The sequence below is a fragment of the Microbacterium sp. genome (assembly GCF_051953575.1).
Taxonomy (GTDB): Bacteria; Actinomycetota; Actinomycetes; order Actinomycetales; family Microbacteriaceae; genus Microbacterium.
On sequence record NZ_JBQCIP010000129.1, the window covers coordinates 1 to 11,786 of the forward strand.

Here is an 11,786-nt window from a genome sequence, read left to right on the forward strand (position 1 = left end):
GTCGTCGATGCCGTTCTCGGCGGCGATGTCGCCGACGGTCTTCGAGAAGGCGGAGAGGGCCTGGTAGGCGGGTCGCGCCGCCCGCGAGAGATGCACGCGGTGTTCTGCCGTCATGACGCCAGACTACCCACGGGCGACGCCCCGCGGCCCGGTGCGCCGCGGGTGAGGCATGATGAGCGGGTGAGCGACCCCATCGACGAGTTCTCGTTCCTCCCCGAGCAGGCCGACGAGGCGGGCCTGGATGTCGCGGTCCCCCGCGGCGAGCGCCTCTCGCTCGTGCTGGGCGACGGCCGCACCCTGAGCGCGCTGCGCTACGCACCCGCGGAGGCGCCGGACGCCGAGCCGGTCGTGACCTTCCTGCACGGCGCGGGCCTGAACGCCCACACGTGGGACACCACGATCCTCGCGCTCGGGCTGCCGGCGCTCGCGATCGACCTCCCCGGCCACGGCGACTCGTCCTGGCGCGACGACGTCGCGTACGTCGCGCGCGTGCTCGCCCCCGACGTCGCGGCGGGCATCGACGCCTGGACCGACCGGCCGCAGGTGCTCGTCGGGCAGTCGCTCGGCGGCCTCACCGCGGCGGCGGTGGCGGCATCCCGTCCCGATCTGGTCCGCGAGCTGGTGGTGATCGACATCACCCCCGGACTCGATCCCGACGGCGGGGCGAGCCAGATCCGCGAGTTCTTCGCCGGGCCGGTGGACTGGGCATCGCGCGACGAGCTCGTCGACCGGGCGCTGTCGTTCGGGCTCGGCGGCGGCACGCGCCGCAAGGCCGCACGCGGCGTCTACTTCAACTCCCGCGTGCGTCCCGACGGGCGCGTCGAATGGAAGCACCACTTCGCCCAGGTCGCGAACGCCCTGTCGTCCGACCCCGCCGCGGCTGCGGCGGCGCAGCGTCAGCAGGATGCCGTGGCCGCCGTTCTCGGCGAGTCCGGGTGGGAGGACCTCGCCGCCGTCACCGCGCCGATCACGCTCATCCGCGGGTCGCGGGGCTACCTCACGGACGCGGACGCCGAGGAGTTCGCGCGGCGGGTGCCGGCGGCATCCCTCGTCGAGGTGAAGTCCGGGCACAACGTCCAGGAGGAGCTTCCCCTCGAGCTCGGAACCCGCCTGCGCGCCCTCGCGACCGCCGGCTGAGCACGCCCGGGAAGCCCTAACGCTTCTGTTGCGTTCCGAGTAGTGGGTTGTCGCGGGCCGCCGCGATATCCCTAGGCTGTAACCCGCGTCGGCCGAGCCCATCATCACGGCCGGCGCCCGCACAGTACTCGGGACCCCGCCCGAAAGGACCTTCATGCTCCGCCGTACCGCCCTCGCCGCAGCGGCCATCCTCGCTGCCGGCGCCCTCGCCCTCACCGCGTGCACCTCGGGCGGTGGGACCGCGACCCCCACCTCGACCGGAAAGCCCGACCCGGACGCGTCGGTCGCGATCCGCCTCGTGCTCGAACCCGGCAACCTCGACATCCGCCAGACGGCGGGGTCGGCGCTCGACCAGATCCTGGTCGACAACATCTACCAGGGCCTCGTCGCCCGCACGCCCGAGCAGGACATCGTCGCCTCGCTCGCCAGCGACTGGACCGTCGCGCCCGACGGGCTGACCTACACCTTCACGCTGCGCGAGGGCGTCACCTTCCACGACGGGCAGCCGCTCACCCCGCAGGACGTGGTGTGGTCGCTCACGACCCGGCGCGACACCCCGGAATGGCGCGACTCGAGCCGCCTCGCCAACGTGACCTCGATCACCGCCGACGGCCAGAACATCACGCTCACCCTCTCGCAGCCCGACTCGAGTCTGCTGTGGAACCTCACCGGCCGAGCGGGCATCATCCTCAAAGAGGGCGACACCGTCGACTACAAGACCAAAGAGAACGGCACCGGCCCGTTCGTGCTGAAGAACTGGACCCAGGGCGACAGCATCACGTTCTCGCGCAACGACGCCTACTGGGGCGAGAAGGCGGGCGTCGCCGAGGTCGTGTTCGACTACATCCCCGACAACCAGGCGGCCCTGAACGCGGCGCTCGCGAACGAGGTCGACGTGCTGACCGGCTTCGACGCCAACCTCAAGGATCAGGTCGAGAAGAACGGCGACTTCGCGCTCGTGCTCGGCAAGTCCACCGACAAGGGCACGCTGGCGTTCAACCAGGCCTCGGGTCCTCTCGCCGACAAGCGCGTGCGCCAGGCGATCCGCCAGGCGATCGACCACCAGGCTTTCGTCGACGCGATGGCGTCCGGGCAGACCCTGTACGGCCCGATCCCCGAGCTCGACCCCGGGTACAGCGACCTGTCGGACGTGGCGCCGTACGATCCCGACGCGGCCAAGAAGCTGCTGAAGGAGGCCGGCGCCGAGGACCTGGAGCTGACCCTCACGATCCCGAACTTCTACTCCACGACGATCCCGCAGATCCTCGTGTCGGACCTCAACGAGGTCGGCATCACGCTCGAGGTGAACTCGGTCGACTTCTCGACGTGGCTCACCGACGTGTACACGAACCACGACTACGAGCTGAGCTTCGTACTGCACACCGAGGCGCACGACTTCGAGAACTGGGCAGACCCGGACTACTACTTCACCTACGACAGCCCCGAGGTGCAGTCGCTGTACGCCCAGTCGCTTGCCGCGACCGACGAGACCAAGGCCGCCGACCTGCTGTCGCAGGCCGCACGCATCGTGTCGGAGGACGCCGGCGGTGACTGGCTGTACAACGGCGCGTCGGTCCTGGCGGTCGGCACTAACATCACCGGTATGCCCTCGATCAACGTGAACGAGCGCCTCGACCTCGCCGACATCGCCAAGAGCAACGGGTGATCCGGTACACGCTGACCCGGTTCGCCCTGCTTCTGCTCGGGCTGCTCGTGGCCAGCGTGCTCATCTTCCTCACCCTGCGGGTGCTGCCGGGCGACATCGCCCAGCTCATCGGCGGCGTCAACAGCAGTCCCGCGCAGATCGCCGCGATCCGCGAGCGGCTCGGTCTCGACCGGCCGCTCGCGGTGCAGTACCTGGAGTGGATCGGCGGCGTGCTGCGCGGCGACCTCGGCACGTCGCTGCTGACCGGCACGCCCGTCATCGACGAGATCGTGCAGAAGGCGCAGGTGACGGTGCCTCTGGGCGTCATGTCGCTGCTGGTGGCGGTCGTCATCAGCGTGCCGCTCGGCGTGCTCTCGGCGATGCGCCGCGGTCACGCCGACGGCACGGCGCTGAGCGTCGGCTCGCAGACCCTCGCGGCCGTGCCGGTCGTCTGGGCGGGCATGATGCTCGTCGTCGTGTTCGCGGTGTGGCTCGGCTGGCTTCCCGCGCAGGGGTTCCCGCGCGCCGGCTGGAACGATCCGGCGGCGGCCTTCCAGTCGCTCATCCTGCCGGCCCTCACGATCGGGATCGTCGAGGGAGCCATGCTCCTCCGGTTCGTGCGCAGCGCCACGCTGCAGGCCGTCGGCCAGGACTTCGTCCGCACCGCGGCCGCGAAGGGACTCACCCGCGACGCCGCGCTGATCCGTCACGGCCTGCCGGTCGTGGGGCTGTCGGTGATCACGGTGCTGGGGCTGCAGGTCGCCGGCATCATCGTCGGCGCCGTCGTCATCGAGCAGCTGTTCTCGCTTCCCGGCATCGGACGGATGCTGGTGTCCGACGTCGCCGCGCGCGACCTGCCCAAGGTGCAGGGCGAGCTGCTGGCGCTCACCGGGTTCGTGCTGGTCGTCGGCTTCGTGGTCGATCTCGTGCATCGCGTCATCGACCCCCGTCAGCGGGAGGCCGCATGAGCACTCCGCCGCTTCTGCAGCCGGACCACGGTCGACGAGTGGATGCCGGGGGCCCGGCATCCGCCGATCCCCCGCGCCGTTCGCGCTGGGCGTGGCTGGCGCGGCTGTGGGCGCTGTCGACCGGGCGGTTCGGGCTCATCGTCGTGGCCGTGGTGGTGCTGACGGCGATCGTCGCCCGGTTCTGGACGCCTTTCGACCCGCAGCAGGTCGACATCGCCGACCGCTGGGCCCCGCCGGGCTGGCCGCATCTGCTCGGCACCGACGCCACCGGCCGCGACATCCTGTCGCTACTCATGGCCGGCGCGCGCACGACGGTGTTCGTCGCCGTCGGCGCCGGCATCATCGCGACCGTCATCGGAGTGGCGCTGGCTGCGCTCGGCGCCCTCACCGTGCGCTGGGTGCGGGAGTCCGTGGCGGTGTTCGTGGACATCCTCATCGCGTTCCCCGTGCTGCTCATCGCCATGATGATCTCGGCGGTGTGGGGCGGGTCTCTGTGGGTCGTGATCTGGGCGGTCGGCATCGGGTTCGGCGTCAACATCGCGCGCGTGACGCGCCCCGAGCTGCGCCGGGTGCTGCACAGCGACTTCGTGCTCGCGGGACGCGCGTCGGGGCTCACGCCCGCGCAGAACCTGTGGCGGCATCTGCTGCCGAACGTCGCGCCGGTGTTCATCGTGCAGCTCTCGTGGGGCATGGCCGTCGCCGTCCTCGCCGAGGCCGGCCTGTCGTACCTCGGATTCGGCGCCCCCGTCACCGAGCCCTCCTGGGGCCTGCTGCTGGCGCAGCTGCAGCAGTTCATCCAGGTGCATCCGCTGTCGGTGGTGTGGCCGGGGCTCGCGATTACGTTCACCGTGCTCGGTCTGAACCTGCTGGGCGACGCCCTCCGCGAAGCCACCGACCCGACGCTGTCGCGCAGCCCGTTCGCCACACGTCGCGCGCGGCTGCATGTGCCGGAGGTGGTGGCATGAGCCTGGAGGTGCAGGACCTCACGATCGACGTCGGCGGCCGCCGTGTGGTCGACGGCGTGTCGTTCGCCGTGCCCGACGGCGCCCGCGTGGGCCTCATCGGCGAGTCCGGCTCGGGCAAGTCGCTGACGGCGCTGGCGATCCTCGGGCTCCTCCCCGACGGCGCCCAGGCGCAGGGCAGTGTGCGCTGGAACGGCCGCGAGATCCTGGGGCTCGCCGACCGCGAGCTCGCCGAGCTGCGCGGCGACGAGATCGGCATCGTGTTCCAGGAGCCCCGAACCGCGCTCAACCCCATCCGCACGGTGGGGCGGCAGATCGCCGAGTCGGCGCGCATCCACGAGGGGCTGTCGAAACGGGATGCCGCCGCCCGGGCGGTCGCCGAGGCGCGCCGCGTCGCGCTTCCCGACCCCGAGCGGATCGTGAACCGCTACCCGCACCAGCTGTCGGGCGGCCAGCGCCAGCGCGTGGCGATCGCGATGGCCCTCGCCTGCCGCCCGCGCCTGCTCATCGCCGACGAGCCCACCACGGCGCTCGACGTCACCATCCAGGCCGAGATCCTCGAGCTGCTGCGCGGCCTCGTCCGCGACGACGGCATGTCGCTCGTGTTCATCACGCACGACCTCGCCGTGCTGTCGCAGATCGCGACGCACGGCGTCGTGCTCGAGGACGGACGCGTGGTCGAGCAGGCGCCCGTCTCGCAGCTGCTCACGTCTCCGGCATCCCCCGTCACCCAGGGTCTGCTCCGCGACGCGACGGCGACCCTCTGGCGACCGGGCGGTGACGCCGCATGAGCGAGCCGCTGATCCGCGGGCGCGGCCTCACGCGCCGCTACCCCGTGCCCAAGACGCACGTGTTCGAGCGCACGAGCTTCACGACGGGCCTCGAGGATGCCGACATCGACGTCCGCGAGGGGTCCGCGGTCGGCCTCATCGGCGAGTCCGGCTCGGGCAAGTCGACGCTCGTGCGCCTGCTGCTGGGGCTCGACGCGCCGTCCGCGGGCACGGTGGAGTTCGACGGCAGGGCGGTCGATGCCACGGCCTCGGCCCGCTCGCTGCACTGGCTGCGGAGGCAGACGGGCATCGTCTTCCAGGACCCGTACGCGTCGCTGGATCCGCGGATGAGCGTGGGGCGCATCGTCGGCGAGCCGCTGTGGGCGCTCGGGATCGACGGCGACCGCCGGGCGCGCGTGCGCGAGGTGCTGGTCGACGTCGGCCTCGAAGCGGGCATGGCCGACCGGTACCCGCACGAGTTCTCGGGCGGGCAGCGCCAGCGCATCGCGCTGGCCCGTGCCCTGGTGCACCGCCCGCGCGTGCTCGTCGGAGACGAGCCCCTCTCGGCGCTGGACGTCACCGTGCGGGCCCAGGTGCTCGAGCTGCTCGGCGAGCTGCGGGTCCGCGACGGGCTCACCCTCCTTCTTGTATCGCACGACATCGGCGTCGTGCAGAACCTGTGCGACGAGGTGGTCGTGATGAAGGACGGCAGGATCGTCGAAGAGGGGCCGACCGAGAAGGTGCTGCTCCAGCCCCAGGTGTCGTACACGCGGCGGCTGCTGGCATCCATCCCCGTCATCGACGCCGGCGGCCAGGCCGACTCCTGACCCCCGGCGCGGGGCGATGCCGACGTCGGCGGCCGGGGCTAGGTTCGGAGCATGATGAGCCCCGGAATCGTGCCGCCGTACCTGCTCGCCCGTATCGCCGCGGTGCAGGAGGGCGACTGGGCGCGCGCGGCCGACGCCGCCCAGCGGACGCTCGCCGCACCCCGGGACTACACGCCCGGGGTCCGCACGCGGCTGCGGCTGTCGATCGAAGAGCCGGGCGTGCTCACCGCCGAGACCGCCCCGGCGCCCGACCGCGAGATCTCGGACGCCCAGCACCGCGAGGTCGTGCCCGGCGTGCGGGTGCGCGGCGAGGACGACGAGCCCACCGGCGACACCGCGGTCGACGAGGCGTTCGACGGGCTCGGTGCGACGTTCGACTTCTGGTGGGACGCCTACGCCCGCGACAGCATCGACGGGTCGGGCAGCGCGCTGCTGGCGACGGTCCACTACGGGCGGGACTACGACAACGCGTTCTGGAACGGCGAGCGCATGGTGTTCGGCGACGGCGACGACGACGTGTTCGCGGGATTCACCGGCTCGCTCAGCGTGATCGCGCACGAGCTGGCGCACGGCGTCGTCGAGGATTCCGGCGGCCTGGTGTACCGCGACCAGTCGGGCGCTCTCAACGAGTCCATCGCGGACGTGTTCGGCGCCCTGGCCGAGCAGCACCTCGCCGGCCAGACCGCCGATCAGGCGTCGTGGCTGATCGGCGAGGGGATCTTCACCGACGCGGTGCAGGGTACGGCGCTGCGCTCGATGGCCGCCCCCGGGACCGCGTACGACGACGATGTGCTCGGCAAGGACCCCCAGCCCGCGCACATGAGCGGATTCGTGCGGACGCGCGACGACAACGGCGGCGTCCACATCAACTCCGGCATCCCCAACCACGCGTTCTATCTCGTCGCGACCGCTCTGGACGGGCACGCGTGGGAGCGGGCCGGGCTCATCTGGTACCGCACACTCACCGCCGGCACGCTGCCGCAGACCGCGGACTTCGCGACGTTCGCGCGCGCCACCCTGGCGGCGGCGGCCGCGGAGTACGGTGAGAAGTCGGAGGAGGTCGACGCCGTCCGCGCCGGGTGGGCGGGCGTCGGCGTGATCCCGGATGCCGCACAGCCCCGATCCTGAGCCGACGCCGCGACCCGCGGTCGAGGTCGATGTGGCGCGCTCGGGAGGCGTCGCCGGCATCACGAGACGCTGGTCGGCGCAGCCGGGCGAGGACGAGGCGTCCGAATGGCTCTCGCTCATCGACCGGTGCCCGTGGGACGAGACGGGCCACCTCGGCCGTGGCGACGACTCCCCCGGAGGCACGTCGGATCGTGCGCCGGTGCCCGACGGCTTCACGTGGCGGATCCGCGCCACGTGCGCCGATGCCGAGGCGCGCGAGGCCGAACTCCTCGACGATCAGCTGACCGGCGCGTGGCGCGAGCTCGTCGAGGCGGTGCGCGACTGGAGCCGCCGCAGCGGGCGCCGGTGAGGTCAGCGGCCGAACAGCCCCTTCTTGCCGCCGGACTTCTTGGCGGGCGTGAGCGCCTTCTGCAGATAGATCACGCCGAGCCAGCGGCCGAACTTGAAGCCCACGCGTCCCATCCGGCCGACCTCGACGAAGCCGAGCCGCTCGTGGAGGGCGATCGAGCCCTCGGCGCCCTTGTCGCTGATGACGGCGACCATCTGGCGGATGCCGGCGGCCTCGCTTGCGGCGATCAGCGCCTCCAGCAGCGCCCGGCCGAGCCCCTTCCCGGTGGCCGCGTGGCCGAGGTAGATCGAGTTCTCGACCGAGTACCGGTACGCGGACTTGCTCGACATCGGCTGCACGAGTGCGTACCCGAGCACCTGCCCGCCGGGAGACTCGGCGACGAGGAACGGCAGCCCCTGCTTCGCCAGGTGATCGCGCTTGGTGCGCCACTGCTTCAGCGACCACGTGTCCTCGTCGAAGGTCACGACGGAGTTGGTCACGTAGTGGTTGTAGATCTCGCGGATGTCGGGAAGGTCGCGGTCCTCGACCGGGCGGATCGTGTACGAGAAGGGACGTTCGACCTCCGGCTGCCGACGCAGGTGAGGCGGCAGCACCCGCTTGTCCTTCTCGTATTCCTCTTCGAGCATGCGGTCCTCCGGGCTCAGGCGAGCATTGCCGGTTCGGTCTGTGCGGGCAGCGCCCAGTCGACGGGGGCGGCGCCCTGCTGCGCGAGCAGCTCGTTGGCGCGCGAGAACGGCTTCGAGCCGAAGAAGCCGCGGCTCGCCGACAGGGGCGACGGGTGCGGCGACTCGATGATGGGCGTCGGGCCGAGCAACGGGCGGAGGTTCGCGGCATCCCTCCCCCACAGGATCGCGACGAGCGGCCGGTCGCGCGCGGCGAGGGTGCGGATGGCGTGCTCGGTCACCTTCTCCCAGCCCCACCCGCGATGGGATGCCGGCGCCCCCGGCGCGACCGTCAGCACGCGGTTCAGCAGCATGACGCCCTGATCGCTCCAGGCCGACAGGTCGCCGTGAGCGGCACGCGGGATGCCGAGATCGGATTCGAGCTCCTGGTAGATGTTCGCGAGGCTGCGCGGGATCGGGCGCACGTGCGCGTCCACCGCGAACGACAGCCCGATGGGATGCCCCGGTGTGGGGTAGGGGTCCTGACCGACGATCAGCACCTTGACGTCGCTCAGCGGGCGCTGGAACGCCCGCAGCACACGGTCGCCCGCGGGGAGGTAGTGGCGCCCCGCGGCGACCTCGCCGCGCAGGCGTTCGCCGATGGCGGCGATGTCGGGGCCGACGGGGGCGAGCGCCTCCGCCCAGGCCGGGTCCATGAGACCTGCTTCGGCGAGCTGCGGGAGCGTCATCGCCATGTCAGGCGGTGCCTTCCAGGCCGGCATCCTCTTCGACGACGGTCCCCTGCGCCGACCACGGGAAGTCGATCCACAGCGCCGTGTCCCGGAACGAGTAGTCCGGCTGCACGATCGTCGTCGGCTTGGTGTAGATCACGGCCGAGCGCACGTCCGCACCCTGGTCCTGCAGCAGCCTGACGGCGAGGGCGAGGGTGCGTCCGCTGTCGGCCACATCGTCGACCAGCAGTACCCGGCGTCCCTCGAGGTACGACATGTCCAGTTCTGGAGGAAGCAGCTCGGGCGCTTCGAGGACGGTGCCGATGCCGGTGTAGAACTCGACGTTGATCGCGCCGCAGTTCTTGACGCCCAGGCCGTAGGCGATCGCTCCCGCCGGCAGCAGTCCGCCGCGTGCGATCGCGACGACGACCTCGGGCGCGAACCCGTCGGCGATGATGGCGCGAGACAGGGTGCGCGTCGCGTCGCCGAAGCCGTCCCAGGTGAGTGTCTCGCGGGCTGCGGGCGTCTCTTCCACGCCGTCCTCCTTGTCGCAGCGCCGCGGGCCGGCGCCGTCACGTCCAGATTAGGCGTCCGCCCGGTGCCGACGAGGACGGATGCCGCATCCCGGAGTCAGACGCGGCTGGTCGTGGTCGTCATGACCAGTTCGAGCCCGCCGTCGACGGGCGCCGCGGTGAAGGCCACGGTCGCCGAGGCCAGCTCGCGCAGCGAGGCGACGTGGGTGCCGCCGCACGGGATGCGGGCGGCCGCGCCGGGCAGGTCGCACACCCACGTCCGCCGGTCGGCCAGCCTCTCGCCGTCGCGCTCGACCCGCACATCGGCGCCGCTCGCGATCCAGTCCGCCAGTCGGGCGTCCACCCGGGCGGCGAGCCCGTCGAGGTCGTCGAGGGCCGCGGGATCGAAGCCCTTGCGGCGGAGGGACTTGCCGATGCGGTAGACGTCGCGCGACCCGTCGGGCACGATGCGCGACTCCTGGATCGCGAGGGCGTCGAAGGCGGGCGCACCGAGCGCGTCTGTCGGCGCGTCCTTGCGCCAGGCGTCCGCGAGCGCCGCGTCCAGGGCGAGCGAGGCGAGGTGGCAGGCGGTGTGTCCGGCCGACAGCGCGGCACGGTGCTCGGAGTCGACGAACACGTCGATCACGTCGCCCTCCGCGGGCGCCGGACCCTCGATGAGATGTGCGACGACGAAGGTCCAGCCTTCGGTGCCGGTGCGCACCGGCACGTCGGGACCGAGGAGCAGCCCGTCGCCCTGGGTCGCGCCGACGACGGCGTCGACGACCGCGACCTCGCTCCCGGCAGAGCGCAGCACACCGTGATCGGCGGGCTGATCGGGCCACGCGGTGTCGACGGGGTGGAATGCGGTCTCGTCGAGGATGACCGCGGTACGGCCGTCGGCGGCGTCCGCGACGTGCAGGACGGTCCCCCGCGACGAGGTCGCGCCGGTCGCGTAGGTGACCGTCGTGCCCGCGGCCGGGATCATCGCTCGTCCGTCTCGCGGGGACGCAGCGGACCGCGCGCGAGCAGGAAGTGCGCCGACTGCGCCACCGGGCGCATCGTGATGAGGTCGAGGTTCACATGCCCCGGCGCGTTCAGCGCGTACGCGATGACGTCCGCGACGTCCTCGCCGGTGAGCGGATCCTCGACGCCCTCGTACACGCGCTCCGCAGCCTCGCTGTCTCCGCCCAGCCGATTGAGGGCGAACTCCGGCGTGTAGACCATTCCCGGCGCCACCTCGATGACGCGGATCGGCTCGCCGTTGAGCTCCAGGCGCAGGGCGTGCGCCAGCATCGACTCCCCCGCCTTGGCGGCGTTGTAGCCCGAACCGCCGGCGTAGGCGGCCTGGGCGGCGGTCGAGGTCACGAACAGCGTGTCGGCGTGCCCGTCGACGGCGGCCGCGCGGCGCAGCTGCGGCAGAAGAGCGGCGACCAGGCGCTGCGCCGACAGCACGTTCGCCTCGAACATCCAGCGCCAGTCCTCGACGCGGCCGTTCTCGACGCGGTCCGTGCCGCGCGCGCCGCCCGCGACGTGGACGAGCGCGTGGACGGGGCCCGATCCGGCGAGGAAGGCGGCGAGGGCCTCGACGTCGGCATCGGTCGTCAGATCGGCCGCGAACGCGACCGCACCGGTGTCGGCTTCGAGGGCCGCGAGCCGGTCGGCGCGCCGCGCCACCGCCACCACGTCCCACCCGCTCGCGCGCAAGGCCCGCGCGGTCGCCTCGCCGATCCCCGAGCTCGCCCCGGTCACCACTGCACGTCTGGTCGTCATGCCTCCACGCTAGCCGCGGCGGGCCCGCCGAGTGTGACGTCACATGTCCCCCGCGTTGTTGACAAGCGCACCCGATCCGTACTCTCGAACGCGTCGGGGGGATGTGCCGCCGGCATCCGTCACCGGGGATCCGACCCGGCACCTACCCGCAGGAGACAGCCATGGCCGCTTCCGAGAACTGGCGTTTCGAGACCAAGCAGATCCACTCGGGTGCCCAGCCCGACCCGGTCACCAAGGCTCGCGCCACGCCGATCTACCAGACGACGTCGTACGTGTTCGACAACGCCGACCACGCCGCGAACCTGTTCGCGCTGGCCGAGTTCGGCAACATCTACACGCGCATCCAGAACCCCACGCAGGCGGTCGTCGAGGAGCGCCTCGCCGC

At 72.0% G+C, this 11,786-nt stretch carries 14 protein-coding genes; 9 read left to right on the forward strand and 5 right to left on the reverse strand.

The annotated features are described in order from the left end of the window. Positions 1-180: 180 nt before the first annotated feature. The 8 genes from ACTHNQ_RS08175 (at position 181) to ACTHNQ_RS08210 (ending at position 7,786) form a co-directional block, all read left to right on the forward strand. Positions 181-1,137 (forward strand): alpha/beta fold hydrolase, encoded by a 957-nt coding sequence (locus ACTHNQ_RS08175; protein WP_440332681.1) that lies wholly within the window; start codon positions 181-183, stop codon positions 1,135-1,137. A 154-nt stretch (positions 1,138-1,291) separates the two neighbouring features. Further along, a complete protein-coding gene (locus ACTHNQ_RS08180; RefSeq protein WP_440332682.1) occupies positions 1,292-2,803 on the forward strand; it encodes an ABC transporter substrate-binding protein in 1,512 nt (503 codons plus the stop codon). Further along, the gene (locus ACTHNQ_RS08185) at positions 2,800-3,750 is read left to right on the forward strand and encodes an ABC transporter permease (protein WP_440332684.1); all 951 of its coding nucleotides are present in this window, start codon (positions 2,800-2,802) and stop codon (positions 3,748-3,750) included. Before ACTHNQ_RS08180 ends, ACTHNQ_RS08185 begins: the two co-directional genes overlap by 4 nt. Next, the gene (locus ACTHNQ_RS08190) at positions 3,747-4,715 is read left to right on the forward strand and encodes an ABC transporter permease (protein WP_440332686.1); all 969 of its coding nucleotides are present in this window, start codon (positions 3,747-3,749) and stop codon (positions 4,713-4,715) included. Before ACTHNQ_RS08185 ends, ACTHNQ_RS08190 begins: the two co-directional genes overlap by 4 nt. Continuing rightward, a complete protein-coding gene (locus ACTHNQ_RS08195) occupies positions 4,712-5,503 on the forward strand; it encodes an ATP-binding cassette domain-containing protein (protein ID WP_440332688.1) in 792 nt (263 codons plus the stop codon). Before ACTHNQ_RS08190 ends, ACTHNQ_RS08195 begins: the two co-directional genes overlap by 4 nt. Beyond that, entirely contained in the window at positions 5,500-6,309 is an 810-nt protein-coding gene (locus ACTHNQ_RS08200) for an ABC transporter ATP-binding protein (protein WP_440332690.1), read from the forward strand. The genes ACTHNQ_RS08195 and ACTHNQ_RS08200 overlap by 4 nt, the downstream gene beginning before the upstream one ends. Positions 6,310-6,360: 51 nt before the next feature. Further along, complete coding sequence (locus ACTHNQ_RS08205) at positions 6,361-7,437, forward strand: M4 family metallopeptidase (protein ID WP_440332692.1); 1,077 nt, start codon at positions 6,361-6,363, stop codon at positions 7,435-7,437. Further along, the gene (locus ACTHNQ_RS08210; RefSeq protein ID WP_440332694.1) at positions 7,415-7,786 is read left to right on the forward strand and encodes a protealysin inhibitor emfourin; all 372 of its coding nucleotides are present in this window, start codon (positions 7,415-7,417) and stop codon (positions 7,784-7,786) included. The genes ACTHNQ_RS08205 and ACTHNQ_RS08210 overlap by 23 nt, the downstream gene beginning before the upstream one ends. Positions 7,787-7,788: 2 nt before the next feature. Here the strand turns inward: ACTHNQ_RS08210 and ACTHNQ_RS08215 are convergent, their stop codons facing one another. The 5 genes from ACTHNQ_RS08215 to ACTHNQ_RS08235 form a co-directional block, all read right to left on the reverse strand. Beyond that, positions 7,789-8,412 (reverse strand): N-acetyltransferase family protein, encoded by a 624-nt coding sequence (locus tag ACTHNQ_RS08215; protein ID WP_440332696.1) that lies wholly within the window; start codon positions 8,410-8,412, stop codon positions 7,789-7,791. Positions 8,413-8,426: 14 nt separating this feature from the next. Beyond that, positions 8,427-9,143, reverse strand: coding sequence for a uracil-DNA glycosylase (locus ACTHNQ_RS08220; protein ID WP_440332698.1), 717 nt, complete (start codon positions 9,141-9,143; stop codon positions 8,427-8,429). A gap of 1 nt (position 9,144) precedes the next feature. After that, entirely contained in the window at positions 9,145-9,654 is a 510-nt protein-coding gene (locus tag ACTHNQ_RS08225; protein ID WP_440332700.1) for a phosphoribosyltransferase, read from the reverse strand. A 95-nt stretch (positions 9,655-9,749) separates the two neighbouring features. Beyond that, complete coding sequence (locus ACTHNQ_RS08230; protein WP_440332702.1) at positions 9,750-10,616, reverse strand: metal-dependent hydrolase; 867 nt, start codon at positions 10,614-10,616, stop codon at positions 9,750-9,752. After that, positions 10,613-11,401, reverse strand: a complete 789-nt coding sequence (locus ACTHNQ_RS08235) for an SDR family oxidoreductase (protein WP_440332704.1) — start codon at positions 11,399-11,401, stop codon at positions 10,613-10,615. The genes ACTHNQ_RS08230 and ACTHNQ_RS08235 overlap by 4 nt, the downstream gene beginning before the upstream one ends. 161 nt (positions 11,402-11,562) lie before the next feature. On the opposite strand from ACTHNQ_RS08235, the gene ACTHNQ_RS08240 reads away from it, so the two are divergent. After that, a partial coding sequence (locus tag ACTHNQ_RS08240; RefSeq protein ID WP_440332706.1) for a PLP-dependent transferase occupies positions 11,563-11,786 on the forward strand: 224 nt, incomplete at its 3' end.

What these genes read in the sequence shown, in the direction of transcription:
- ACTHNQ_RS08220 (WP_440332698.1), bottom strand. Translation starts at nt 9,143, where the DNA reads ATGGCGATGACGCTCCCGCAGCTCGCCGAAGCAGGTCTCATGGACCCG.
- ACTHNQ_RS08205 (WP_440332692.1), top strand. Translation starts at nt 6,361, where the DNA reads ATGATGAGCCCCGGAATCGTGCCGCCGTACCTGCTCGCCCGTATCGCC.
- ACTHNQ_RS08235 (WP_440332704.1), bottom strand. Translation starts at nt 11,401, where the DNA reads ATGACGACCAGACGTGCAGTGGTGACCGGGGCGAGCTCGGGGATCGGC.
- ACTHNQ_RS08190 (WP_440332686.1), top strand. Translation starts at nt 3,747, where the DNA reads ATGAGCACTCCGCCGCTTCTGCAGCCGGACCACGGTCGACGAGTGGAT.
- ACTHNQ_RS08180 (WP_440332682.1), top strand. Translation starts at nt 1,292, where the DNA reads ATGCTCCGCCGTACCGCCCTCGCCGCAGCGGCCATCCTCGCTGCCGGC.
- ACTHNQ_RS08215 (WP_440332696.1), bottom strand. Translation starts at nt 8,412, where the DNA reads ATGCTCGAAGAGGAATACGAGAAGGACAAGCGGGTGCTGCCGCCTCAC.
- ACTHNQ_RS08195 (WP_440332688.1), top strand. Translation starts at nt 4,712, where the DNA reads ATGAGCCTGGAGGTGCAGGACCTCACGATCGACGTCGGCGGCCGCCGT.
- ACTHNQ_RS08200 (WP_440332690.1), top strand. Translation starts at nt 5,500, where the DNA reads ATGAGCGAGCCGCTGATCCGCGGGCGCGGCCTCACGCGCCGCTACCCC.
- ACTHNQ_RS08230 (WP_440332702.1), bottom strand. Translation starts at nt 10,616, where the DNA reads ATGATCCCGGCCGCGGGCACGACGGTCACCTACGCGACCGGCGCGACC.
- ACTHNQ_RS08210 (WP_440332694.1), top strand. Translation starts at nt 7,415, where the DNA reads ATGCCGCACAGCCCCGATCCTGAGCCGACGCCGCGACCCGCGGTCGAG.